The 22653-nt window shown below is 59.3% G+C and carries 26 protein-coding genes; 10 read left to right on the forward strand and 16 right to left on the reverse strand.

All coding sequences use genetic code 11. The features are described from left to right. Window positions 1–86 precede the first annotated feature (86 nt). Both ACI77H_RS28760 and ACI77H_RS28765 read right to left on the reverse strand, forming a co-directional pair. Entirely contained in the window at window positions 87–1481 is a 1395-nt protein-coding gene (locus ACI77H_RS28760) for a sensor histidine kinase (RefSeq protein ID WP_407015205.1), read from the reverse strand. Further along, window positions 1459–2142, reverse strand: a complete 684-nt coding sequence (locus ACI77H_RS28765; RefSeq protein ID WP_407015207.1) for a response regulator transcription factor — start codon at window positions 2140–2142, stop codon at window positions 1459–1461. Before ACI77H_RS28765 ends, ACI77H_RS28760 begins: the two co-directional genes overlap by 23 nt. Before the next feature lie 505 nt (window positions 2143–2647). Between ACI77H_RS28765 and ACI77H_RS28770 the strand changes: the two genes are divergently transcribed. Next, window positions 2648–3580: a hypothetical protein gene (locus ACI77H_RS28770; RefSeq protein WP_407015208.1), complete on the forward strand. Its 933-nt coding sequence runs from the start codon at window positions 2648–2650 to the stop codon at window positions 3578–3580. Between the two features lie 174 nt (window positions 3581–3754). Here the strand turns inward: ACI77H_RS28770 and ACI77H_RS28775 are convergent, their stop codons facing one another. Beyond that, on the reverse strand, window positions 3755–4366 hold the full coding sequence (locus ACI77H_RS28775; RefSeq protein ID WP_407015210.1) for a glutathione S-transferase: 612 nt from the start codon (window positions 4364–4366) through the stop codon (window positions 3755–3757). Between the two features lie 370 nt (window positions 4367–4736). Between ACI77H_RS28775 and ACI77H_RS28780 the strand changes: the two genes are divergently transcribed. The 3 genes from ACI77H_RS28780 to ACI77H_RS28790 all read left to right on the forward strand — a co-directional run bounded on the left by ACI77H_RS28780 (window position 4737) and on the right by ACI77H_RS28790 (window position 7271). After that, window positions 4737–5141 carry a TraR/DksA family transcriptional regulator gene (locus tag ACI77H_RS28780; protein ID WP_007907888.1) on the forward strand — a complete coding sequence of 135 codons (405 nt, stop codon included), beginning with the start codon at window positions 4737–4739 and terminating at the stop codon, window positions 5139–5141. Between the two features lie 581 nt (window positions 5142–5722). Beyond that, entirely contained in the window at window positions 5723–6946 is a 1224-nt protein-coding gene (locus tag ACI77H_RS28785) for a methyl-accepting chemotaxis protein (RefSeq protein WP_407015247.1), read from the forward strand. 121 nt (window positions 6947–7067) lie between these two features. Continuing rightward, a complete protein-coding gene (locus ACI77H_RS28790) occupies window positions 7068–7271 on the forward strand; it encodes a hypothetical protein (RefSeq protein ID WP_407015212.1) in 204 nt (67 codons plus the stop codon). Here ACI77H_RS28790 and ACI77H_RS28795 read toward each other — a convergent pair whose 3' ends face one another. Next, window positions 7272–7511: a DUF2789 domain-containing protein gene (locus tag ACI77H_RS28795; protein ID WP_407015214.1), complete on the reverse strand. Its 240-nt coding sequence runs from the start codon at window positions 7509–7511 to the stop codon at window positions 7272–7274. A gap of 341 nt (window positions 7512–7852) precedes the next feature. On the opposite strand from ACI77H_RS28795, the gene ACI77H_RS28800 reads away from it, so the two are divergent. Together ACI77H_RS28800 and ACI77H_RS28805 are read left to right on the forward strand one after the other, a co-directional pair. Continuing rightward, window positions 7853–8485, forward strand: a complete 633-nt coding sequence (locus ACI77H_RS28800; RefSeq protein ID WP_407015215.1) for a hypothetical protein — start codon at window positions 7853–7855, stop codon at window positions 8483–8485. Then, window positions 8478–9056, forward strand: a complete 579-nt coding sequence (locus ACI77H_RS28805; RefSeq protein ID WP_150632895.1) for a hypothetical protein — start codon at window positions 8478–8480, stop codon at window positions 9054–9056. Before ACI77H_RS28800 ends, ACI77H_RS28805 begins: the two co-directional genes overlap by 8 nt. A gap of 163 nt (window positions 9057–9219) precedes the next feature. Here ACI77H_RS28805 and ACI77H_RS28810 read toward each other — a convergent pair whose 3' ends face one another. Beyond that, window positions 9220–9450 (reverse strand): hypothetical protein, encoded by a 231-nt coding sequence (locus tag ACI77H_RS28810; protein WP_214384431.1) that lies wholly within the window; start codon window positions 9448–9450, stop codon window positions 9220–9222. A gap of 158 nt (window positions 9451–9608) precedes the next feature. After that, window positions 9609–9857, reverse strand: coding sequence for a hypothetical protein (locus tag ACI77H_RS28815; RefSeq protein WP_407015249.1), 249 nt, complete (start codon window positions 9855–9857; stop codon window positions 9609–9611). A gap of 413 nt (window positions 9858–10270) precedes the next feature. Between ACI77H_RS28815 and ACI77H_RS28820 the strand changes: the two genes are divergently transcribed. The 3 genes from ACI77H_RS28820 to ACI77H_RS28830 all read left to right on the forward strand — a co-directional run bounded on the left by ACI77H_RS28820 (window position 10271) and on the right by ACI77H_RS28830 (window position 12077). Next, a complete protein-coding gene (locus ACI77H_RS28820) occupies window positions 10271–10741 on the forward strand; it encodes a hypothetical protein (protein WP_008035847.1) in 471 nt (156 codons plus the stop codon). Beyond that, window positions 10741–10944, forward strand: a complete 204-nt coding sequence (locus ACI77H_RS28825) for a hypothetical protein (protein WP_407015217.1) — start codon at window positions 10741–10743, stop codon at window positions 10942–10944. The genes ACI77H_RS28820 and ACI77H_RS28825 overlap by 1 nt, the downstream gene beginning before the upstream one ends. Before the next feature lie 119 nt (window positions 10945–11063). Beyond that, entirely contained in the window at window positions 11064–12077 is a 1014-nt protein-coding gene (locus ACI77H_RS28830; protein ID WP_407015219.1) for an ABC transporter substrate-binding protein, read from the forward strand. A gap of 126 nt (window positions 12078–12203) precedes the next feature. Here the strand turns inward: ACI77H_RS28830 and ACI77H_RS28835 are convergent, their stop codons facing one another. Both ACI77H_RS28835 and ACI77H_RS28840 read right to left on the reverse strand, forming a co-directional pair. Then, a complete protein-coding gene (locus tag ACI77H_RS28835; RefSeq protein ID WP_407015220.1) occupies window positions 12204–14336 on the reverse strand; it encodes a TonB-dependent receptor in 2133 nt (710 codons plus the stop codon). Window positions 14337–14422: 86 nt separating this feature from the next. Continuing rightward, the gene (locus ACI77H_RS28840; RefSeq protein ID WP_407015222.1) at window positions 14423–14809 is read right to left on the reverse strand and encodes a DUF2946 domain-containing protein; all 387 of its coding nucleotides are present in this window, start codon (window positions 14807–14809) and stop codon (window positions 14423–14425) included. Window positions 14810–14902: 93 nt separating this feature from the next. Between ACI77H_RS28840 and ACI77H_RS28845 the strand changes: the two genes are divergently transcribed. Beyond that, window positions 14903–15340 carry a DUF3995 domain-containing protein gene (locus ACI77H_RS28845; protein WP_407015224.1) on the forward strand — a complete coding sequence of 146 codons (438 nt, stop codon included), beginning with the start codon at window positions 14903–14905 and terminating at the stop codon, window positions 15338–15340. Window positions 15341–15482: 142 nt separating this feature from the next. Here ACI77H_RS28845 and ACI77H_RS28850 read toward each other — a convergent pair whose 3' ends face one another. From ACI77H_RS28850 to ACI77H_RS28885, 8 genes are all read right to left on the reverse strand, one after another. Beyond that, the gene (locus ACI77H_RS28850; RefSeq protein WP_407015226.1) at window positions 15483–15845 is read right to left on the reverse strand and encodes a Na+/H+ antiporter subunit G; all 363 of its coding nucleotides are present in this window, start codon (window positions 15843–15845) and stop codon (window positions 15483–15485) included. Beyond that, window positions 15842–16120 carry a K+/H+ antiporter subunit F gene (locus ACI77H_RS28855; protein ID WP_045060409.1) on the reverse strand — a complete coding sequence of 93 codons (279 nt, stop codon included), beginning with the start codon at window positions 16118–16120 and terminating at the stop codon, window positions 15842–15844. The genes ACI77H_RS28850 and ACI77H_RS28855 overlap by 4 nt, the downstream gene beginning before the upstream one ends. Beyond that, window positions 16117–16605: a Na+/H+ antiporter subunit E gene (locus tag ACI77H_RS28860; RefSeq protein ID WP_407015228.1), complete on the reverse strand. Its 489-nt coding sequence runs from the start codon at window positions 16603–16605 to the stop codon at window positions 16117–16119. Before ACI77H_RS28860 ends, ACI77H_RS28855 begins: the two co-directional genes overlap by 4 nt. Next, window positions 16602–18287 (reverse strand): monovalent cation/H+ antiporter subunit D, encoded by a 1686-nt coding sequence (locus tag ACI77H_RS28865; RefSeq protein WP_407015230.1) that lies wholly within the window; start codon window positions 18285–18287, stop codon window positions 16602–16604. Before ACI77H_RS28865 ends, ACI77H_RS28860 begins: the two co-directional genes overlap by 4 nt. Next, on the reverse strand, window positions 18284–18628 hold the full coding sequence (locus ACI77H_RS28870) for a Na+/H+ antiporter subunit C (RefSeq protein WP_003202835.1): 345 nt from the start codon (window positions 18626–18628) through the stop codon (window positions 18284–18286). Before ACI77H_RS28870 ends, ACI77H_RS28865 begins: the two co-directional genes overlap by 4 nt. Further along, complete coding sequence (locus ACI77H_RS28875; protein WP_407015232.1) at window positions 18628–21546, reverse strand: monovalent cation/H+ antiporter subunit A; 2919 nt, start codon at window positions 21544–21546, stop codon at window positions 18628–18630. Before ACI77H_RS28875 ends, ACI77H_RS28870 begins: the two co-directional genes overlap by 1 nt. 275 nt (window positions 21547–21821) lie before the next feature. After that, window positions 21822–22088, reverse strand: a complete 267-nt coding sequence (locus ACI77H_RS28880; protein ID WP_407015233.1) for a short-chain dehydrogenase — start codon at window positions 22086–22088, stop codon at window positions 21822–21824. Continuing rightward, entirely contained in the window at window positions 22085–22369 is a 285-nt protein-coding gene (locus tag ACI77H_RS28885) for a DUF3077 domain-containing protein (RefSeq protein WP_407015234.1), read from the reverse strand. The genes ACI77H_RS28880 and ACI77H_RS28885 overlap by 4 nt, the downstream gene beginning before the upstream one ends. Window positions 22370–22653: the final 284 nt, after the last annotated feature.

The raw sequence follows: 22653 nt of genomic DNA on the forward strand, positions 1-22653 counted from the left end.
TGTCAGGCAGTATAATTTTGTCTGTCCGGTCGCTATCGCGGGCAAGCCCGCTCCCACAGGTTTTGTATCAGTTCAGGATATCCGGGTCAGGTCTGGGTAATCAGGTTCTGCCGGCAATCGAGCACCAACCGCGCGCCGCCCAATTCGCTTTCACCCACCTCAAGCGTAAATCCATGCAGGCTGACAATCGCCGCGACGATCGACAAGCCCAGGCCGAACCCGCTTTGCTGATTGCCGCCTTCGGCGCGATAGAAACGCTGGAATACGGCGTCCCGTTCGGTCGCAGGAATGCCCGGTCCCGAGTCGAGCACTTCGATCCGCGTATGCCCATTTTCATTGACCCCGCGCAAAATCACCTCGCCGCCCGGCGGTGTGAATTTGATGGAATTGCTCAACAGGTTCGCCACGGCTTCGAACAACAGCGCTCGATCACCATTCAGCGCCGGCAGTGATTCGGGCAATTGCAGCTTGAAAACCAGCTCATCTTCCTCCGCCAGCGGCAGATAAAAGTCGTGCAGTTCCTGCAACAACGGCAGCGGATCCAGCTGCACAAACCCTGAACGCCGCTGCCGATCCTCCAGCTCGGAAATCCGCAGCAACCCGCGAAAACGCGCCATCAGCGTATCGGCTTCAGCGAGCACCGAATCGAGTTGCGTCGCTTCTGCCGACCCTTCGCCAGCCTGTTGCTGCATGCGATAAAGCTGCGCCCGCAAGCGGGTCAGCGGCGTGCGCAAGTCGTGGGCGATGTTGTCGCACACGCCCTTGACCTCGTTCATCAAGTGCTCGATGCGTTCGAGCATGGCGTTGACGATGGCGGCGAGCATGTCCAGCTCGTCACGGCGATTGGACAGCGGCAAGCGACGGGTCAGGTCGCCGGCGACGATGGCCTCGGCGCTGGCCTGAATCCCGCGAATGCGTCGCAACGGTCGACGGCGCAACAGGTGCCATCCGACGATGCCCGGCAAAATGGTCAGGGTCACGCCCCAGAACAACGCGTGGAGAATGATGCGGGTCACGGCGAACAGCGAACCGTTGTCGCGCACCAGAATCAACCAGCGACCGTCACGCGTCTGGGTCGCCACGGCATCGCAGCTGTCGGCGGGCAACGTCGGGTCGTCGGAGTCGGCGCAGTCGCTGAGCATGTGGATCTTGCCGTCCAGCGGCAAACCTTTGGGAATGTGCCGCAAGGCGCCGCTGAGGTAGCGATGCTGGGTATCGAACAGGCCATAGGCATCGATGCCGCGAATGTCGAAGGTCATGCTGACGGCGAGGGCGTCGACCAGTTGTTCGCCGAAAAAACGTGAGAACAAATGCTGACGTTGCATCAGCGAGTGCTTGGCCAGGTTGTCCAGATAGGTGGACACCTCGTAATACATGACCCCCATGAGAATCCCGCTCCAGAGCACGAACAACGAACTGTAGAGCGCCAGCAACCGGCTGCTGGATGAGCGCCAGCCTTTAGAGGGGTTCGGCAATGACATAACCCGAGCCTCGCACGGTCCGAATCAGTGGGACATTGCCGGGCGGGTCGATCTTCTTGCGCAGGCGGCCGATGTGCACGTCGATCAGGTTGGTGCCGGGGTCGAAGTGATAGCCCCAGACTTCTTCGAAAATCATCATCCGCGAGAGAATCTGCCCGGTGTTGCGCATCAGGAATTCCAGCAACTTGTACTCGGTGGGCAACAGCGTCAGCAGTTGACCGTCGCGGCTGGCCTCGTGGCTGATCAGGTTCAGTTCCAGGTCCGCGACCCGCAACGTGGTGGCCTGAGCGGTCACGGTGTTCTGCCGGCGCAGCAGCACTTCGACGCGGGCCGCCATTTCATCGGTGGCAAACGGTTTGGTCAGGTAATCGTCACCGCCGGCGCGCAATCCGCGCACGCGCTCATCGACATCGGAGAGGGCGCTGATCATCAGGATCGGTGTGGCCACCCCCATGGTCCGCAGCGTCGTGACAATCGCCAGACCATCGAGCTCGGGCAACATGCGGTCGAGGGTGATCAGATCGTAATTGCCGCTGACCGCACGTTCGAGACCTTCGCGGCCGTTATCGACCCAATCCACGTTGAGGCCGTGGCTACTCAGTTCGGCGACGATTTCCCGGGCGGTCACGGCGTCGTCTTCGATGGTCAAGATGCGGGTCATAGGGCTGGCCTGATTAGAGTTCACAACGGTGTGCGGCATTTTGCCAAGAAATGATCGCAGGCTTTCTAAATAAAACTTCATATACCTTCAAAAGCTCGCAGCCGGCAAACAGTCACCAAAACTCCGCATTGTTTGAAGGTCCCATCGCCAGCAAGCCGGCTCGTACAGGATGGTGATCACCGCAAATCCCCTGTAGGAGCTGGCTTGCCAGCGATGCTGTGTCAGCCATATCGATGTCGACGGATACACTATCGCCAGCAAGCTGGCTCCTACACGAGCGTCTCCCAACAGTGCCGCAGGACGGCCTCCTCTGGAATGTCTAGGGCAATGCATAAAACCCGCTGCGATGCGGCCGCTCCTTGCAAAATGCATGGAAATCAGAAGTTCAAACTTTGTAAGTTATTGAAATAAATCTATTTATTGAAAAGTGGCGACTGGCACGTTGACTGCAATTCCTCATCTGACGAGTTGTAACAACATCTTTCCTGCCTGGAGCGATATAACAATGAATAGATCCTCTGATGGTTTCTATCCTGCCGCAGAAGAGTCAAGCACGCTGTCGGGGGTTTCCTGGGGGGCGATTTTCGCCGGGGCCGCTGCGGCGGCGGCGTTGTCGCTGATCCTGGTGCTGCTCGGTTTCGGGCTGGGCTTTTCGGCGGTTTCCCCATGGGCCCATGAAGGCGTCAGCGCCAAGGGTTTGGGCATTTCAACGATTGTCTGGCTGGCCGTCACTCAGATCCTCGCGTCGGGGCTCGGTGGTTACATTGCCGGCCGCCTGCGGGTGAAGTGGGCGAACCTGCATGGCGATGAAGTCTACTTTCGCGATACCGCCCATGGCTTCCTCGCCTGGTGCGTGGCGACGCTGGTGACGGCAACGCTGGTCGTCGGCTCAGTCAGCAGCATTGTCAGTGGTGGGGTGCAGGCCGGGGCGAGTGCGGTCGGTGGTGCTGCAAGTGTGGCCACTCAAGCCGTGGGCACTGCTGCCGGGAATGCCGACAGCGATCAATACGGCTATTTCGTCGACAGTCTGTTCCGCGATGATCGTCCCGCAGCCGTCAGCGATGATGCGGCGCGCGGCACCGTGACCCGCATCTTCGTGCGCTCGCTGAGCCGCGACGGTCAATTGGCGGCGCAAGATCGTACTTATCTGGCGCAACTGGTGGCGCAACGGACCAACCTGACACAAGCGGACGCTGAGCGCCGTGTCGATGAAGTCTATGCCCGCACGCAAAAAGCCGTCGCCGACGCCAAACTGGCCGCGCAACAAGCGGCAGACACTGCCGCCAAAGTCGCTGCGTGGACGTCGCTGTGGATGTTTATCGCGCTGTTGATCGGTGCGTTTTTCGCGAGTCTCGCCGCTACGTTCGGCGGCCGTCGTCGGGATGCCGTGGTGTATGTGGAAACCGACGCCTACGTCACGACCGCGCCTGTTCGTTAACCCTGGAGAACCCTCATGCGTTCATTACTGTTGTTCTTTCTCGGTGTACCTATCCCGATCATTATCCTGATCGCCCTGTTCATGCACTGATACCTCTGCCGCTTCTGCCTCTGGTAGAAGCGGCGTTTTCATGGCTACGGGATGGTTTTGAAGGCTTGGCACCTGACCCTCCGTCTATTCAATGGGTGTGTTCTTAAACACCTCCAGCCCCTCTGCATAAGCTGTAAACGCACCAATCTGTGGAAAGTGCTTGATATCCACCTGATCCGGCACCACCAAATTAGTGAAGCTCCACGCCACCGCCAGCGTAATCCCGGCCTGATCAATCGAACCGTCAGTCTTCAGCGCTTGCAATTCCAGCTCCCGCTCCAGCGCCGAATACGCCGCCGCCAGTTGTCCTTCGACCCGTTCCACCCACGGCTCAAATTGAATTTCAGCAGGTCGCAGGTTGCGTTCGTAATAAAGCTGCACGGACTTCTCGCACGCCGCCAGCGCCAGGCCAATCAAGCGCAACGAGCGCAGGCGTTGACCGATCTCGGCGGGCATGAGGCTTTTGCTCGATCCGGCCAGCGCCTCCAGGTAATCAATGATCAACGTCGAGTCGATCAACACCTCGCCGTCATCCAGCACCAACGTCGGCGCCTTGACCACCGGGTTGATCTGTTGGAACTGCTCGAAGTGGCGAAACACCGAAACCGATTGATGATCGAGGTCGATGCCCAAGCGTTTGGCAGAAATGGCAACGCGTCGCACGTAGGGCGAATCCGGCATGCCGATCAGCTTCATTGAACCTCTCCTCAAGATTGCCATTTCGGGAGGACAACCTTAGCTGAGGTTCGCTGCCCTGCAAATGCGCTCGAGAGACTCGGTGTTGAAGCCGTTTGTCTTCTATATACAGCCGCTCGGTTGAATTTCTTGCTATAAACGCACTCCGATAACCACCACAAAGACTGCCACAGAGCACTTTCGGGGCTTTGTCGGACAAATTCGCTGTCTTTTCAGTTGCTGAGGCTTCAAGTCGGCCTTAGACTGCCGCCCCTCGTAAATTGAGTGCCGGGTGGCGCTTGGAATAAACGGCGCCTTTCCGATGGCCAGACCAGGTCCGCCGGAACGCTCCCTAATTCGCCTTAATGCACGTTTTTTTATAGAGATATCAATGACAAAGGACAAGTTGCTGGCCATGCCGGCGGATGACTACATGAATGCCGAGCAACATGCTTTTTTCTCTGAGCTGTTGCAGAACATGAAAGTCGAAACCCATGAGCGCATCGAACAGAACCGCATCGCCATCGAAAGCCTGGACACCCCGGCTGACCCGGCTGACGCGGCGTCTGTCGAAGAAGAGCGCACCTGGCTGGTGAACGCGATCGATCGCGACCAGCGCATGCTGCCTCAGTTGGAACAGGCGCTGGAACGCATCAAGGAAGACAGCTTCGGCTGGTGCGACGACAGCGGCGAGGCCATTGGCCTGAAGCGTTTGCTGATCAGCCCGACCACCAAGTACTGCATCGAAGCGCAAGAGCGTCACGAACAGATCGACAAGCACCAGCGTCAGGCCTGATTTCGTAGCGCCCCGCATCGCGGGCAAGCCTCACTCCTTCAGGAGCAAGGCTTGCCCGCGATGCTTTTTTTCGTCTGCAAAAAACCTCGCGCACTTCTATTGATCTGCTTCAACGCCCACTACTAATGGACCATGGATAATGGCCCTGTAGTGGCGTTTAATGCAGTCACAACAATTAGAAGACGCATGGGGTGACGAAGATGACGAGAGACGGATCTCTGGTTGGGGCATTGCCTGCACCAGTGATTGCACCGAAGACCCGCTGGCTGGCGCCGACGCTGCAAAGCATCGCCCTGGTGCTCTTGCTGTGCGGCATGACGCTGGTTGGCTGGCCGCTTTACGTTGGCCTGCCGTTGGCCTTGCTGGTTGTCTGGCTGCCTCGCCTGCGTTCCCGCAGCACTACTGAAGCTGCACCCGTCGACAGCTCCGGGGCCATCGCCGAACTGACTCGCGATCTTTCCTACACCACCAGTCACAACGCCTTGTCAGCCGCGGGCGTGGCCTTTTCGGTCAAGCAACTGGCCGACAAACTGCAATCGCAACTCGGTGCAGCGGCCCGGATTGTCAGTAACGCCGAAGTGATGATCGCCACCGAAAAAGCCACCTCCACACTCAGTCGAGCAGCTCTCAGTGCTGCCAGCGAAGCGCATCAGAGCAGCGCGGCAGGGCGCACGGAGCTGGTCGAATCGATCAGCCGCATGCATCAACTCAGTCAGCGCGCCAATAACAGCCGTGAGCTAATCGAAGCCCTGAGCCTGCGTAGCGACGATATCCAGCGGGTCACGCTGGTGATCCAGTCCATTGCCAGCCAGACCAATCTGCTGGCATTGAACGCGGCCATCGAAGCGGCGCGTGCCGGGGAGCATGGTCGCGGGTTCGCGGTGGTTGCCGACGAGGTTCGCGGGCTGGCGGCGCGCACGGCGACGGCCACCGGCGAAGTCGGCGAGATGGTCGCCGACATCCAGCAACGCACCGCGCAAGTGGTGGAGCAGATTCGGCAGTTGTCCAGCGACCTCGACATCGGTGTCGAGCAGGTCGAGCACACCGGCCAGCACCTGGAAAACATTGCCCGCCTGGCGGCCGGCGTCGAAGGCCAGGTCAGCGAAATCGCCAAGGGCGCCGACACCAACCGCGAACAACTCGACAGCTTGTTTCACGCCATTGAACAGATGCGCAGCGATCTGGCGATCAGCGATCAACAGACCCAGCGTCTGGCGCACGCTGCGGTGCAAATGGAAGGGCAGGCCGAAACCATCAGCGAACGTCTCGCCGAGGTCGGACTGGATGACTATCACCAGCGGATTTATGACCTGGCCCGCGAAGGTGCGCGTCAGATTGCGGCACGCTTTGAAGCGGATATCGACCAGGGCCTTGTCAGTCTTGATGACTTGTTCGATCGCAATTACCAGGCCATCCCCAATACCAGCCCGGCCAAGTTTCAGACGCGTTTTGACCGTTACACCGATCAGGTTTTGCCGGCGATTCAGGAGCCGCTGCTGCCGCTTCATGAAGGCCTGGTGTTCGCAATCGCCTGTACGCAGCAGGGTTATGTGCCGACCCACAACAAGGTTTTCAGCCAGCCACTGACGGGTGATGCGCAGGTCGATACGCTGCAAAACCGCACCAAACGCAAATTTGCCGACCGCACCGGGATTCGCTGTGGCAGTCATCAACAGGCTGTTCTGTTGCAAACCTATACGCGCGATACCGGGGAGTTGATGCACGATCTTTCGGTGCCGATCATGCTCAAGGGCCGGCATTGGGGTGGTTTGCGGTTGGGGTATAAGCCGCAAAGTCCTCGCTGACAGGGTTGGCATTGTTGCGATTCCGGCAATTGATCTATGCAACGCCGTTGCTGTTTTCTCGTAGATGAACTCATTACCATGCCTACATAGTTAGGCTGCTAATGAAGTTGGAGAGATCAGCATGCAAAGCAAAGTCGATGTCGCCGTCATGATCGGCAGCGGTGTGCCCGCCAGTTTGCGAGCACAGGGGCAGAGCGTCTGCTGGGTCGTACTGCTGAACGGCGAACGCCGGGGAACGGCGTTCTCCCGTCGCGATGAAGCGGAGGAGTGCAGGGCTGCCTGGTTGGCGCAATTAAGTGCCGAAGCCCCCGACAGCCTGCATTGACTAGTGAACCTGGTGCATGCGCAGGTTCAGGTCATCGACCACCCGCGCCCAATCGGCATCTTCACGCAATTGCTCTTTCAGGAAGCCAGCTTGTTGCGGTGTCCAGAACTCGGCATCGATCAGTTTTTTATCATCGGGAAGAGGGGAATGACTGGCGATGAAATCGTCGATGGCCTTCTCGCTGGACTCCAGCCCGAGTTGGTCGAACAAGCCTTTCAAGTCGTGTATAGGTGAATCCATCTTCGTCTCCTTGAGGTTATTCAGTCGCATCGAGTATGCAATCGGCAGTGCGGTGTCATTGCATCAGAGGGAGCCACGCACCAAGAGTTCGATAGGGGTTTAGCAGCTTTCTCGAGATTCGCCATGATGGTGGCAATATGCGATTGCCTGGCAAGACTGCAACGATTACGATGCTGTCGCGTTTTTGGCGCCAATCAGCCGCCATACGAAGAGTTCGAACAAGGACGTAGACGACACTCGATTCCCAGGTTTACCGCCTTCCAGTGCTGAACTATCCATTCCTTGCTCGATTTTCTTTCGAGTCGACGCGTCCCCGATCCCGCATGAAAAGGATGTAAGCAGTGAAGCGTCTTGTTTATCTGATGGCCATCGCGCTTGGCCTGTCGTTGACTGGTTGTGTGTCGTTCACACCGCTGGGCCCCATTGGTGAACCCTTGAAACCTGCGCCATCTACCCTCGATCGTAGTGCCGAGATCAGCGATGTCGTGATTTCCGCCCCTGAGTTGGACGATAAAGTGCGTGTCGCCGGCAGCCGGCAGTTGACGGAGCAGATCAGCGCCTATGTCGACAAAAGCGATTACTTCAAGCGAGTCGTGGTGTTCCCGGCCAAGGCTGGTGAGGACGACGTGGTGCTCAAGTTCAACCTGACCTCGCTGGCAGGCAAACGCACCATGCATCCGGCTTACATTCCCGGTGCGCTGGTGACCTTGACTATCTGGATCTGGGTCGACGGTCCGATTTACGTCGACAAATACGACCTCGCGGGCGAACTGATCATCGAAGACCGTCAGGGCAAGCAACTGGCCAGGTCGGTCGAGCAAGTGAAGCTCGACAAGAACGTCGGCCTGTGGAATGCCGATTATCTCAATCCCCGCCTGGGCGGTACTCAATTGCGCGAACTGGTCGCTCAATTGCTGGCCGGTGCCACACCTCAACTGCGTCCACTGTCAAAGGAATTGGCTGCACATGAATAAATATCTTTTGGTTTTGCTGTTGATGGTCAGCAGCGCCCTGACGGGCTGTATTTCCTATTCCCAGCATGACTTGCCACCGGTGGATCAGTGGCCACCAGCCCAGGCCAGGCAAGACAAGCCCAGTGCTTATCTACACGTGACCACTCAGCAGCAGTTCAATGGCGAACTGTCGGGTGGGATGGGCAATGCGGCGCTGGTGGAAAAGAATATGCTGGAAACCTTTAAGGAATCCGGACAGTTCAAAAACGTGACCACGGACAAAGTTGACTCGAACGTGTACGTCACCAGTACCTTGACCAATAACGAGCAGGGCAATATCGCCAGTGCCTGGCTGACGGGGTTCACGTTGTTCGTGATCCCGACTACGTTCAGCAATACCTTCACGCTGGAAACGGTGTTCAAGGATCAGGAAGGTAACGTGCTGGGCAAAATCGTCAAACAGGAGAGCACTCGGACCTGGTTGCAGATTCTGCTGATTGTCGGGTTGCCGTTCAATGAACGAGGGGACGTGTTGCTCAAGCACCTGACCCAAAGCACGCTGGATGAAGCGGTCAAGCGCAAGCTGATCTGATTAATTATCAATTTGAAAGCGTGCACCCTGTGCAAGGTTGGCACGCTGCAGACACCTCTCGGGCCGAGGTGCCGACGTTGTCGGCGAGGCACGCTCCGGCCTGATACCGAGCGCTGGGGGCATGAAGTCGCACTGTCCGGCTCCGGACGTGTCCACCCCCATTTCAGGCTTTCAATGCCCCCTCATCGACCGCCAGCTTCAGGGCCTTGGCGGCTTCCTTGGCGGCGATTTCGGCGACGTCCGAGGTCTTGAACCAGCGATCTTTCTCGACCTGGTGATAGGTCACGGTGGTCAGCGGCGGTTTGGCGCGCATGATAATGACTGCCTGGAATTCGCCTTCGACTTCTCTGGCTTCGCCCCGGATAAAAAATTCACCGATATCAAATTCCGTCACGTAGCAGCCTTCCCTTGGAAATATTCTGTTGTGTTGAAAGCCGTCCGGCCTGGGGGCGGGTTTCAATGGTCGGGCAGTATGGCAGTAGTTGCCTGCCGACGGCTGAGTTAAGTCGTCGGCATGACGAAACGTCTATCGGAAGGGACTGAACGAAGCGTTCAACGATGTAATTCGAGCTTGCGGGCGAGCGCACACGCTTCGTTGTGGTCTCTGCGGAAACCTCTGACATGACCAGTGGAAATTTCTTTGATGTGAAAGAACGCATTACCGGCCAGAACGACCTGAAAACGCGGTGTGGCAAGCGTTTCGGGGTGAAGTCCAGGGTGTTGAAACCCCGCCGCGTACAGCGTCGACGCGTTGTTTGAACAAGGCGCCAAGGGGTGAGCGAAGTGTGTCAGGGTGCACATATGAAGTCCTTTTCGTTGTTTTGCCGACGTGTGTACGTCGTTTTGGGTAGTCTCGATGAGCATCGCTGCTCTAGAATCACCGTCACTGGTGGGCGACTGCTGTTCATCTAAAGCAATTTTTTGCCGGCGATATGTCGGAAAAATGCTTTTTTTAAAGAGTTTTTTCCCTAAGGTTGGTAATCCGTTTTTTCTGGCTGTCAGAAGGGCTTTTTCCTTCAACCTCTGACGAACTCCAGGCAAGACGACGCGAGCGACTTTCCATTAGTCTTCTTACGCCTCGCGATGAATGAGCCCTCTGCTCGCATCAGGATTTCAACACGGGTCATTTGGCGACACCTTCGGCATTGCCGCTTTTTTCTGCTGTGCGCTGTTTGCAGGCGTGCAGCGTCATTTTCAGATGTGGGGATGTTTCCTTGGCAGTAAGTAATCTCGATATGCATGCTTTGTTTGTGCTGGGTGATTTGCGCGCAAAGCTGGTCAAGCAGTTCCAGTCACGTTTTGTTTACATCACCGAACAGAACGCTGAAGGCATTTACATTGCCGAGATCGACACCGAATCAGCACTGGTGGTGGACGACAAGCCAGGCTTGAAACTGAAAGTCGGTGATCATTTCAGCGCTTCGGTATTGCCCAGTCGCGAAGGCGGCAAGCTGGACATCAAGTTCCGCGAAATCAAACTGACGGTATATGGCCTGGGCGATTACGCGTTCGTGACCACCGCCGACGGTCACGGGATCGTGTTCAAGGAAGGTCATAGCGTGGTGATGGTGTTTGCCGCCCACCAACAGTTGCAGGAAGGCCTGACCAAAACCCTGAAAGCCGTGACGGCCAAGGCCGCCAAGTGGCGCAAGGGTGAACTGGTGACCTTCAAGGCCAGCGAGTAATGCCCCTGACCCGCGCCGATTTCCACCTGCAGAACCAGGCCAGCGCCCAAGTGGAAGCCCAACGGCTGTTCCAGCAGAAGACCATCTTGCAGGGGGCATGGCTGGGTTGGGTGGCGTCGCAGATCTACACGTTGCGCCCGGCGGAGTACGCCAGCATGGTCAGAAGAGAGCTGGCGCGCTTGCAGGAAACTTCCGAAAAATAATCCTCGCCCCTCGAAAGCAGGAACCTCTACTACAGTCAGTTGACTGAGTATTTTGAGGCTTGCGGTCTTTTAGTCAGGCCATCCTGCTATTGCTGTGAACAGCACGAGGTGCAAAAAGCATGAACGGATTTCGACGGTTGCTGGCCACTGTTTTGATCGCTTTCGGCCTGGGCTCGCCCATTCCGGTATTCGCCGCCCAGGCACCTATCCACTTCGCTGACCTGAACTGGGAAAGCGGCAGTCTGATCACCGATATCCTGCGGATCATTGTCGAGAAGGGCTACGGGCTGCCGACTGATACCTTGCCGGGAACGACCATCACCCTGGAAACCGCACTGGCCAACAATGACATTCAGGTCATTGGCGAAGAATGGGCCGGTCGCAGCCCGGTCTGGGTCAAGGCTGAAGCTGAAGGCAAAGTCGCGAGCCTTGGCGATACCGTCAAGGGTGCCACCGAAGGCTGGTGGGTGCCCGAATACGTGATCAAGGGCGATCCGGCCAAGGGTATCAAGCCGTTGGCGCCCGACTTGCGCAGTGTCAGCGACCTGCCAAAATACAAGGATGTGTTCAGTGACCCGGAAAGCCCGGGCAAGGGGCGCTTCCTCAACAGCCCGATCGGCTGGACCTCGGAGGTGGTCAATAAACAGAAGCTCACCGCCTATGGCCTGAATGACAGCTATGTGAATTTCCGCAGCGGTTCCGGGGCGGCGCTGGATGCGGAAATCAGTTCGTCGATCCGTCGTGGCAAGCCGGTCCTGTTCTATTACTGGTCGCCGACACCGTTGCTCGGGCGTTTCAAACTGGTTCAGCTGGAAGAGCCGCCGTTCGATGCCGAAGCCTGGAAAACCCTGACCGACGCCGACAACCCCAATCCGAAACCGACGCGCTCGTTGCCCTCGAAGCTGTCAATTGGCGTGTCCACACCGTTCCAGAAACAGTACCCGCAGATCGCCGAATTTTTCAGCAAGGTCGATTTTCCGATCGGCCCGTTGAACAAGACGCTGGCTGAAATGAGCGAAAAACACACCCCGCCGCGTCAGGCAGCGGAGGCGTTCATGAAGGCGCACCCGGATGTGTGGCAGGCGTGGGTGCCGAAGGATGTGGCGGATAAAGTCTCCGCCGATTTGAAATGATGGGGGCAACTGATATCGCCGGACTGCAGGAGCCAGCTTGCTGGCGATGGCGGCCTCCAAAACGATGCAGAACTCTCGGGCCTCATCGCCGGCAAGCCGGCTCCTGCAGGGAACGTTGATCGAGCGTTAAAACCGGGTTTGCACCGCCAGCTCAAAGGTCCGCGGCGTACCGAGGTAATACGCCGGCGACACATGCGCAAACTCGGCATACACCGCGTTGGTCAGGTTGCGTACCCGGCCAGTGACGGTGGTGTGCCGATCGACCTTGTAGCTGAGAAACGTGCCGTAGAGCGTATAAGACGGCACGGTCATCGTGTTGGCGCTGTCGGCAAACACCGAGGCAACGTACCGCGCATCGACGCCCCCTTGCCATTGCGGCGCAAAGTCATAGGTCAGCCACAGATTGCCGACCCGGTCCGGCACGTTGGTCGGTGTATTGCCCTTGCGTGAAACCACCACACCTGCGGCGTTCTTCTCGGTGAACGCGTCGTACTGAGCGTCAACCCAGGCGAAGTTGCCTTCGGCCAGCAGCTTGTCGGTGATTCGCAACGAGCTGGCCAGTTCGATCCCGTTGGACGTCTGCTGACCCACGGGAATGCTCAGCGTCGGGTCCAGTGGGTCAGTCACCGCGAAGTCTTTGCGCTCGATCGTGTACGCCGCCAGCGTCGCCGAACCGCGACCGTCCAGATAGTCGAATTTGCTGCCGACCTCCCATTGCTTGCCGGTCGAGACATCAAAGTCCTGCGTGCCGTTGGGTTGCTCGGCGGCGGTACTGTATTGCACGTAGACGTTGGCGTCAGGGATGAACTGGTAGGTCAGGCCGACGCGGCCGGTCAGCGGTTCCCAGCTGCGTTTGAGATGACGTGGATTGCCGGCGGTCACTTCCCGGTGGTTGGTCACGTCCAGATCGATGTCGTCGTAACGCAGGCCGGTCAGCAAAGACAGCTTGTCGGTCAGCGCCAGGCGATTCTCGGCGAACAGCGCTTTGGTGGTGACTTCGTTGGTCTTGTCGCTGACAAACCCCGGTCGGGTTCCGGGGATGTCGTAGAAGTGCCCCGGCCGATAGTTGTTCGGGTCGACCTTGCTTGCGCCTTTGACGTTAAGCGGCGAATTGGTGGTCTGGTTGACCTTGTACTCGAAACCGCCCGACCAGGTGGTGTCGAGGCCAAACAACGTGTTGTCGTGACGCAGTTCGAACTGGTTACCGTTCTGCTCGCCCTGATGGCGCACCTGATACGCCGTGGAGCGGTTTACAGCGCGGTTGTCGGCGCTGTACTGGTAGGTTTCCAGGTTGCGGTAATCGCGCTGACTGTCGAGGTGATAGAGGGTATTGCGCAGGGTGGTGCTGTCGTTGATCCGGTAGTCGATGATCGAGCGAACCCAGATCGTGCGTTGCTCGTAACGGCCGTCCTCGACGTTGTAGTTGTTGAAGCGGTTGTGCTTGTCGATCTTCAATTCACCGGCCTTGGGATTCAGCACCGGCGTGCCCCAGTAAGGGCTGTCTTCGTGCTCATCCTGATATTCCAGGGCCAGGGTGTGAGACAGGTTCGGCGTCAGGTCGCTAAGCAGTGAAAACGCCACGCTCCACGCATCGCGTTCCTGGCGATCGATATAGCCGTTGCCCTGGTTGTGGCTGACGTCGAGCCGCGCGTAATGCTGCACGTCCGCGCCGGCTTCACTAAGCGCGTGGTTGAGGCCGAACGCGGTTTCGGTGGTGTCGTAACTGCCGTAGCTGACCCGGCCTTCGACCGCTTGCTCCTCACGGGTCGCCAGTTTGCTCACGTAGTTCAGCGACCCCCCCACGGAGCCGGCGCCATTGATCAGCGATGACGGGCCGCCCACCAGTTCCACCCGATCATAGATCCACGCATCCACTGGCCGGGCGAGGCCACCGGAGACGTTGACGCCGTTGAACATCTGGGTGATCTGGCTGCTGGTGAAACCGCGATAGGAGACGAACCCGCCGAAACCTGGCGGCGCACTGGCATTCACGCCGGGCAAGGTGTTGGCGGCATCCTGAAAGTTCTGCGCGCCGTGACGCTCGATGTCGTTGCGGTTGGCAATCGCTACCGACGCCGGGGTTTCACGCACGCTCAGCCCCAGGCGCGAGGCCATGCCGCTGGATTGATCCAGGCTCAGGCCCGGCTCGGCGGTGGCGTCGCCATCAATGGTGATCGGTGCGAGATCGACGGTGGCGTGGGCCCAGCCGTTAACGGACAGGCAGCCGAACAGGCTGGCCAGCAAAGAAATGGTTTTCATCGATGAATCCTGAATGCTTGCTAGGAAACAGCGCACAGGCAAACGCCTCGCGTTGGCGAAGTGAGCTGATTGAATGGCGAAGGGATTCAGGCGAACGGCGGGGCGCGGGGGTTGGCCGAGGGCCAGGTGAAGCGGGCAGGGAGGTCAGCGTTGGTGACGACCGCCAAGGGCGGGCTGTGCTGCTCCGGGAGGATCGCCAGGGTCAGGCTGGAGTTGAGCGCCGGGCCCATGCCGCCGGTGGAGCACAACGGGCAGCCGAAGGCTTTCGACAGTGTCGGCAGTTGCTCCTCGGAGGTGTTTGACGAAGCGGGTGCCTGAGTGCGTGGGTCAACCGTACAGAACTGGCCGCCGAGGCCATTGAGTTGCGCCCCGACCATTTGCCCGTGACCGATGCTGCAGGCGAACACATTGAACAGGACGCAGCAATAAAGCATCCATGCAATGAGTGAGCGATCGGTTCGGGCGAGCTTCATGGGGCGGCACTTTATCACCGTTGATCATCCGCGCACTTCTAAAAATGCCGACTAGGATCATTCTGTTCCAATCCCTTTCAAGGATTCCCGACCATGACATTTGTGTTGGCTCAATGGCTGGTGACGATCTTCGCGATGATCAGCCTGATACATGTCTACTGGGCGCTGGGTGGCCAGTGGGCTGCCGTCGCGGCCGTGCCGCAGGTGCCGGAGGAGGGCGGCGCAAGATCGCGGCCCGCGTTCAAGCCCTCGGGGTGGTTGACGTTGCTGGTGGCTTTCGGATTGCTGCTGATTGCTGTGTTGGTGTGTTTGCGCGTTGGCTGGTGGGTGCCGGCGGTGCCCCATCAGTCGCTGCAATGGGTGATCAGCGCCATTGCGATGCTGATGTTCGCCCGGGCGATTGGCGATTCGAACCTGGTCGGGTTTTTCAAGCAGGTCAAAGGATCAAAATTCGCCCGGCTCGACACTTGGGTTTATTCGCCGTTGTGTGTGGTGTTGGGGGGTGGATTGTTGGCCGTTGCCTGGTTTTGAGTTCCGCCGGGATTTCTGTGTCGACTGATCTATCGCTATCGCGGGCAAGCCCGCTCCCACAGGGATCTTGTAAACACTGAAGATCCTGTGGGAGCGGACTTGCCCGCGATGAGGCCCTGCCATTCAACACAAATCTCTGAAGCTAACGCCCGCTCTCGTTGCGCCGACTACTCACCTCCGCCGGCACATCATCCCCCGCCATACGCTTGCGGAACAACGCCGCCCGCGCCAGCAGCAACGTGGTCACCGGCACCGTAATCGCCAGCAGAATCGGGATCAGCCAGGCATGCAGCACCGGCCCGGACTTGAGCGCCGAAAAGTAAATGATCGAGCCCAGCGCCACGCACCACGCACCCAATGTCGAGGCCAGGGCCGGTGGGTGCATGCGTTGAAAGTAATCCTTCATCCGCACCAGTCCGATGGCGCCGATCAGCGCAAAAACACTGCTGAGTACCAGCAGAATCGCCACCGGGATTTCCACCCACAAAGACAGTTCAGCGCTCATTCGATCACCTCGCCACGCAGCAGGAATTTCGCCAGGGCAAACGAGCCGACGAAACCGAACAGCGCGATCAGCAGCGCTGCTTCGAAGTACGTGTCACTGGCGTAACGAATGCCCAGGGTCAGCATCATCAGCATCGCGACGATGTACAGGTAATCCAGTGCCAAAACCCGGTCCTGCGCCGACGGCCCTTTGAACAGGCGGATCAGGGTCAGGACCATCGCCAGCGAAAAAATGAACAGGCTCAACAAAATCGCGTTCGACAGTAACGGGCTCATTCGAAGATCTCCATCAACGGGCGCTCGTAGGTCGTCTTGAAATGTTCGATGAACAGCGCTTCGTCATCCAGATTGAAGACGTGCAGCAACAAAATGCTGCGGTCCAGCGCCAGTTCCGACCAGACCGTACCGGGCACCACCGTGCAGATCATCGCCAGCGCCGCCAGGCCGTTGGCATCACGCAGCTCCAGCGGCACCTTGATGAACCGCGAGCACGGCGGGCGTCGGCCGGCGTTCAAAACGCTCCAGGCCACGGCGAGATTGGACACCAGCACATCGCGACCGACGATGAAAAACAACCGCAGGATCACGCCGGGACGGCGAATACGGATCGGCAGAGGCCGCAACTTGCGCATCATCAACGGTGCGCAAAACCCCAGTACGGCGCCCAGCAGCAGATTGCCGGGGCTGATCGACAGGTTCAGCACCAGCCACAACAACCACAGCGCCAGCGACAGCCACGGTGCAGGAAACAGCCGCTTCATGGTTGCACCTCCGCGACCGCTGCCTTGGCTTCGGGACTGGGAACCGCGCGGGTGCCGAGCACTGCCATCACGTATTGCTGCGGATTGTTCAGGGCCTGCGCGGCGGCCTGGGTGTAACGCAGCAACGGTTCAGCCTTGAAGGTCAGCAGAATGCTCAGGCCCAACAGGGCGAAGATCGGCACGCATTCGAGCCGTCGCAACAACGGCGACGGTCGTTCTTCAGGCGTCCAGAAGCGCTGGATGCCCAGGCGCGAGAAAGCAATCAACGATGCCAGTCCGGAGAGAATCAGCAGCGCCAGCAAGCCCCACGCGGCGTTCGACACCGGTTCATCCGCGCCATTGCCCAGGCCCATCGGGTTGAGCAGGGCATGCAGTAAACCGAGTTTGCCGATAAAACCGGACAGCGGCGGCATGCCGATAATCAGCAACGCGCAAGCAATGAAGCTCAAGCCGAGAAAGGCCATGGTCCAGGGGATCACCTGGCCGACCACGGCTTTTTGTTCGTCGTCGAGGTTGATGCCTTTGGTTGGTTGCAGGGATTCCAGCGGCCGCGCAATCAGGTCGCTGTCATCGAACAGTGGCATTTCGTTGGCCGAACGCGACCGTTCGATCAACTCGGCCAGCAGGAACAATGCGCTCAACGCCAGGGTCGAGCTGACCAGATAGAACAGCGCCGCGCCAATCAGGTTCGGCTGGGCGAAACCGATGGCCGACAGCAGAATCCCCGCCGACACCAGAATACTCAGGCTGGCCATGCGCTCCAGACGTTGCGCGGAGAGGATCGCCACGGCGGCGCAGACGATGGTTGCCATGCCGCCGTAGATCAGCCAGTCGCCGCCAAAGTACGCCGATGCGCCGGCCTGACCGGAGAACAGCAAGGTCCACAGGCGCAGCAACGTGTAGATGCCGACCTTGGTCATGATCGCAAACATCGCCGCCACCGGCGCGCTGGCCGAAGAGTAGGCCGGCACCAGCCAGAAATTCAGCGGCCACATCCCGGCCTTGGCGAGGAACGCCACGGCGAGAATTGCCGCACCGGCATGCAACAAACCGCGATCGGCTTCCGGCACCAAGGGGATTTTCAGCGCCAGGTCGGCCATGTTCAGGGTGCCGGTGACGCCGTAGATCAGCGCCGCGCCAATCAGGAACAGTGACGAGGCCAGCAGGTTGATCGAGATGTAATGCAGCCCCGCCGACACCCGCGCCCGGCCCGAACCATGCAGCATCAGGCCGTAAGACGCCGCCAGCAGCACCTCGAAAAACACAAACAGGTTGAACAGGTCCGCCGTCAGGAACGCGCCGTACAAACCCATCATCTGGATCTGGAACAATGCGTGGAAACTCGAACCGGCGCCGTCCCATTGGGCCATCGCGAACAGCAGCGCGCTGACGCCGATGATCCCGGTCAGCACCAGCATCAGCGCCGACAGGCGATCGACCACCAGCACGATCCCGAACGGCACTTGCCAGTTGCCCGGCAGGTAGACACCGATGGAACCGGGCACGCCGGTGGTTTGCGTCCATTGCAGCAACAGTACGGCAATCCCCAGGCCTAACAGGCTGGAAAGCAGGTTGATCCGGGCTTTTAACGGTCGGTGTTTTTCGCCGAGCATCAGCATGATCGAGGCCGTCAGCAGCGGCAGCAGAATCGGCGCGGCGATCAGGTGCGTCATCGCATTCATTCTTTAGGCTCCCGGCCATCCACATGGTCGGTGCCGGTCAAACCGCGCGAAGCGAGCAGCACGACGAGGAACAGCGCGGTCATGGCGAAACTGATCACGATGGCGGTCAGTACCAGCGCTTGCGGCAGTGGGTCGGTGTAATGCAACAGGTCCTGCGGCACGCCATCCTTGATGATCGGCTCCTTGCCGATGAACAGGCTGCCCATGCTGAAGATGAACAGGTTGACGCCATAGGACAGCAGACACAGGCCCATGACCACCTGGAATGTCCGTGGCCGCAGCACCAGCCAGACACCGGACGCGGCCAGGACGCCGATGGCGATTGCGATGACTTCTTCCATCAGACGGCTCCTTTCGTGGCGACGGATCTGGGCAGGGCTGCGGTTTTGTGGCCGCGTACCGATTGGTGGGCAAGGGCCGTGAGGATCAACAGCGTCGAGCCGACCACCACCGAGTACACGCCAATGTCGAAGAACAGCGCGCTGGCGATGTGGATGTCGCCCAACACCGGCAGTTCGACATGCCAGGTGTGGGTGGTCAGGAACGGATAACCGACCGCCATCGCCCCGAGCCCGGTGACGGTGGCAAACAGCAGGCCAGTGCCCATCCAGCGCAACGGTCGCAGGCTCATTTGCGCCTCGACCCACTGCGTGCCGGCGACCATGTATTGCAGGATGAACGCCACCGACATCACCAGCCCCGCGACAAAACCGCCGCCCGGCTGGTTATGGCCGCGCATGAACAGGTAGATCGAGACCACGAACGCAATCGGCAGCAACAGGCGCACCAGCACGGCTGGCACCATCATGAAACCGAGCGCGGTATCGCTGGCCTGACGCGGGTTGACCAGATCGGTGACCACGTCCGGCGCGAGCAGACGCTGTTGGGCCGGCAGTTGCAGGGATTCTTTCGGTGGGCGGAAGCGTCGCAACAGCGCAAACACGGTCAGCGCCACCGCCACCAGCACGGTGATTTCGCCAAGGGTGTCGAAGCCACGGAAATCCACCAGCATCACGTTGACCACGTTGCTGCCGCCGCCCTCAGGCAAGGCGCGGCTTAGGTAGAACGAGGAAATATCGTTGGGCGTCTGGCGCGTCAGCATCGCGTACGACAGCAACGCCATGCCGCCACCGACGGCAATCGACAGCAGCAAGTCGCGCAGACGCCGGATGCGCGCCTTGCGCAGGCTGCTTGGCAGTGGCGAGACTTCTTCGATCCGACGCGGCAACCAGCGCAGGCCCAGCAGAATCAGCACCGTGGTCACCACCTCGACCACCAGTTGCGTCAGCGCCAGGTCCGGCGCCGAGAACCAGACAAACGTGATGCACGTCATCAAGCCACAGACGCTGACCATGGTCAGGGCCGCGAGCCGGTGATACTTGGCTTGCCACGCCGCACCCAACGCACAGGCAATCGCCAGCAGCCACAACGTCACGAACACGATCGAACCCGCAATCTTCGGTCGGTCACCCCAGCTCAGGCTGCTGTGCAGCATCGGGATCAGCCCGGCCAGCACGGCGGCAAGCACCATCAGGAACAACTGGGTTTGCAGGCGTTTGGTGCTGATCCGCCGCTCCAGGCGCCGCGCCAGGCGCATCATGATCACCAGGCTGCGCTCGAACAGGCGCTTGCCGTTGAACAAGCCAATGATCGGAGGGTATTTGAAGCGTCCGCGCTTGAGCTGATTGCGCAGCAGCAGGTAGAGCACGATGCCGCCGGACATGGCGATCAGGCTCATGATCATCGGCGCGTTCCAGCCGTGCCAGATCGCCAGGCTGTATTCAGGCAGGGTGCCGCCGACGACGGGCAGCGCCGCCGCCGCGAGCAACGGACCGATCACTTGCGCCGGGAAAATCCCCACGATCAGGCAGGTGAACACCAACAGTTCCACCGGCGCACGCATCCAGCGAGGCGGTTCGTGCGGGGTGTGCGGCAGGTCGGTGGCGGTGGGGCCGAAGAACACGTCAACCGTGAAACGCAGCGAATAAGCGACGCTGAACGTGCCGGCGATGGTCGCGACGATGGGCAGCGTCATCTCGACCCAGGCGGTCGCGTTGATGAACACGGTTTCGGCGAAGAACATCTCTTTCGACAGGAAACCGTTGAGCAACGGCACACCGGCCATCGAGGCGCTGGCGACCATCGCCAGGGTGGCGGTGAACGGAATGAGTTTGATCAGGCCACTGAGCTTGCGAATGTCGCGAGTGCCGCTTTCGTGGTCGATGATCCCGGCAGCCATGAACAGCGACGCCTTGAAGGTGGCGTGGTTGAGGATGTGGAACACCGCGGCCACGGCGGCCAGCGGACTGTTCAATCCCAGCAGCAAGGTGATCAGGCCGAGGTGACTGATGGTCGAGTAGGCGAGCAGGCCCTTGAGGTCGTTCTGAAACATCGCGCAATACGCACCCAGTAACAGGGTGCAGGCGCCAGCGCCGCTGACAATGTAGAACCATTCTTCACTGCCGGACAGCGATGGCCACAGCCGCGCCAGCAGAAAAACCCCGGCCTTGACCATGGTCGCCGAGTGCAGATAGGCCGAAACCGGTGTCGGCGCCGCCATCGCGTGGGGCAGCCAGAAGTGGAAAGGGAATTGCGCGCTTTTGCTCAGGGCGCCGATCAGAATCAGGGGCAGCAGGATAGGGTAGAGGGCATGTGCGCGAATCAGATCGCCGGCGGCCAGGACCTTGTCCAGGTCATAGCTGCCGACCACATGGCCAAGCAGCATGACCCCCGCCAGCAAGCACAAACCGCCCGCGCCGGTGACCATCAACGCCATGTAGGCACCGCGTCGTGCATCGGCGCGGTGGTGCCAATAGCCGATCAACAGGAATGAAAAGAGGCTGGTCAACTCCCAGAAAAACACGATCTGGATCAGGTTGCCGGAAATCACCAAACCGAGCATGGCGCCCATGAACGCCAGGAAAAACGCGAAGAACCGTGGCACCGGATCGTCCGGCGACATGTAATAGCGGGCATACAACGACACCAGCGTGCCAATGCCCAGCACCAGCATCGAGAACAGCCAGGCAAACCCGTCCATGCGCAAAACGAAGTTCAGACCGAGGCTGGGCAGCCAGAAAAATTCTTCGCGAATAACCCCGCCATGGGCGATTTGCGGGTACAGGAGAGCGACCTGGACGGTGCCGATAAGGGCAACGACGCCAGCCAACAAAGATTCGGTGTTACGCGCGTTGTGCGGCAGCAAAGCTGCCAGACAGCTGCCGACAAAGGGCAGAAGCAGTAGAACTATCAGGGACATAGGCTTCTAATCTGCGGAAGTTTGTGAAGCATCATACGTGCCAGTCCCCTGATCACCAAACGGCAAGCTGTCGCAGAATCCTACAAGGTAGACGGAAAAAGCCTGATTCACATTGTTTCAAAGAGTTGTGTTCAACCGGTTTGGCCTCTACGCGAGCCGGCTCAAACATGACGGTGTACCAGTCGCCATCTTTCGACTGACACACCGCCATGGCGAGCAATCATCGCGATGAGTTCCTCATATTCGACACGAAGAGCAAAGTCGGCGTGCGTTGGTCAAACCTGCGCCCGAATCTGTCGCCCCAACACATCCATCACATCACAACCATCGCGCAGCAATATCGCCGCCGCATGAGCCAGTTGCTGCACATCAGCGCCTTTGGCCTGAGTGATGTCGAGGCTGGCCAGGCTCTCCATCATCTGCGTCACCGCCAGAAAACGTGTGGCGGCGTTGCTATGCAACACATCCAGCGGCGCTTGAGTGGCGACCAGCAGCACCGGAATATCGCAATCATTGTTGGTCATCGGTAAGTGTGGGCTCATGCGCCACCTTCCGCCTGAGCGGCGTGCATGCCGTCAATAGAGGCCTGTACCAGTGAGCGTGCGGTGTCGATCATGTGTTTGCTCGCCCAGCGCAGGGTAGCGATGTGCTCAGGTAGCGTTGCGTTTGGAGCTTGATGGGCGAGGGCTTCAGCGCAGCTGAGGTAAACCGAGGCGTGTTCCAGGGCGTCGAGCAGCGGGATGTCGGGTTGCACGGCGAAGAGGTGAAGGTCGACGTGGTCGCACGGGGCGAAGGGGGTGTGTTTAGTGGTTGCGTTGGTCATCGGTTTAACTCTTGAGAAGGTGGGCGTTACCACCTGCTCGCCGTCAAACGAAGGGGTGGCAACTGTGCGCAGGTTGACGGACCGGTCTCAAGTACCCGGCGCACCCGAAGGTGCCCCACGCACAGTCACCATATGACTTTGCAGTGGGCGAAGTAGTCCGCGTGCAAAGTTAAGGAAACCATACGTCTTGAGAATGGAGCCGAGCCGTCAAACCCGATCACGAATGAGTCGTGACAGCCGCGAGGATAGGGAGTGAGGGCAAGGCAGTCAACCGGCGAAAAGTC

It is taken from the genome of Pseudomonas sp. O230 (assembly GCF_045447035.1).
GTDB lineage: Bacteria > Pseudomonadota > Gammaproteobacteria > Pseudomonadales > Pseudomonadaceae > Aquipseudomonas.

Coding starts and splice junctions, on each gene's coding strand:
- ACI77H_RS28830 (WP_407015219.1), top strand. CDS start 11,064: ATGAACGGATTTCGACGGTTGCTGGCCACTGTTTTGATCGCTTTCGGC.
- ACI77H_RS28785 (WP_407015247.1), top strand. CDS start 5,723: ATGATCGCCACCGAAAAAGCCACCTCCACACTCAGTCGAGCAGCTCTC.
- ACI77H_RS28760 (WP_407015205.1), bottom strand. CDS start 1,481: ATGTCATTGCCGAACCCCTCTAAAGGCTGGCGCTCATCCAGCAGCCGG.
- ACI77H_RS28795 (WP_407015214.1), bottom strand. CDS start 7,511: ATGGATTCACCTATACACGACTTGAAAGGCTTGTTCGACCAACTCGGG.
- ACI77H_RS28865 (WP_407015230.1), bottom strand. CDS start 18,287: ATGAATGCGATGACGCACCTGATCGCCGCGCCGATTCTGCTGCCGCTG.
- ACI77H_RS28790 (WP_407015212.1), top strand. CDS start 7,068: ATGCAAAGCAAAGTCGATGTCGCCGTCATGATCGGCAGCGGTGTGCCC.
- ACI77H_RS28775 (WP_407015210.1), bottom strand. CDS start 4,366: ATGAAGCTGATCGGCATGCCGGATTCGCCCTACGTGCGACGCGTTGCC.
- ACI77H_RS28825 (WP_407015217.1), top strand. CDS start 10,741: ATGCCCCTGACCCGCGCCGATTTCCACCTGCAGAACCAGGCCAGCGCC.
- ACI77H_RS28845 (WP_407015224.1), top strand. CDS start 14,903: ATGACATTTGTGTTGGCTCAATGGCTGGTGACGATCTTCGCGATGATC.
- ACI77H_RS28780 (WP_007907888.1), top strand. CDS start 4,737: ATGACAAAGGACAAGTTGCTGGCCATGCCGGCGGATGACTACATGAAT.
- ACI77H_RS28855 (WP_045060409.1), bottom strand. CDS start 16,120: ATGAGCCCGTTACTGTCGAACGCGATTTTGTTGAGCCTGTTCATTTTT.
- ACI77H_RS28815 (WP_407015249.1), bottom strand. CDS start 9,857: ATGTGCACCCTGACACACTTCGCTCACCCCTTGGCGCCTTGTTCAAAC.
- ACI77H_RS28770 (WP_407015208.1), top strand. CDS start 2,648: ATGAATAGATCCTCTGATGGTTTCTATCCTGCCGCAGAAGAGTCAAGC.
- ACI77H_RS28850 (WP_407015226.1), bottom strand. CDS start 15,845: ATGAGCGCTGAACTGTCTTTGTGGGTGGAAATCCCGGTGGCGATTCTG.
- ACI77H_RS28875 (WP_407015232.1), bottom strand. CDS start 21,546: ATGTCCCTGATAGTTCTACTGCTTCTGCCCTTTGTCGGCAGCTGTCTG.
- ACI77H_RS28805 (WP_150632895.1), top strand. CDS start 8,478: ATGAATAAATATCTTTTGGTTTTGCTGTTGATGGTCAGCAGCGCCCTG.
- ACI77H_RS28765 (WP_407015207.1), bottom strand. CDS start 2,142: ATGACCCGCATCTTGACCATCGAAGACGACGCCGTGACCGCCCGGGAA.
- ACI77H_RS28860 (WP_407015228.1), bottom strand. CDS start 16,605: ATGAAGCGGCTGTTTCCTGCACCGTGGCTGTCGCTGGCGCTGTGGTTG.
- ACI77H_RS28870 (WP_003202835.1), bottom strand. CDS start 18,628: ATGGAAGAAGTCATCGCAATCGCCATCGGCGTCCTGGCCGCGTCCGGT.
- ACI77H_RS28885 (WP_407015234.1), bottom strand. CDS start 22,369: ATGACCAACGCAACCACTAAACACACCCCCTTCGCCCCGTGCGACCAC.
- ACI77H_RS28880 (WP_407015233.1), bottom strand. CDS start 22,088: ATGAGCCCACACTTACCGATGACCAACAATGATTGCGATATTCCGGTG.
- ACI77H_RS28835 (WP_407015220.1), bottom strand. CDS start 14,336: ATGAAAACCATTTCTTTGCTGGCCAGCCTGTTCGGCTGCCTGTCCGTT.
- ACI77H_RS28840 (WP_407015222.1), bottom strand. CDS start 14,809: ATGAAGCTCGCCCGAACCGATCGCTCACTCATTGCATGGATGCTTTAT.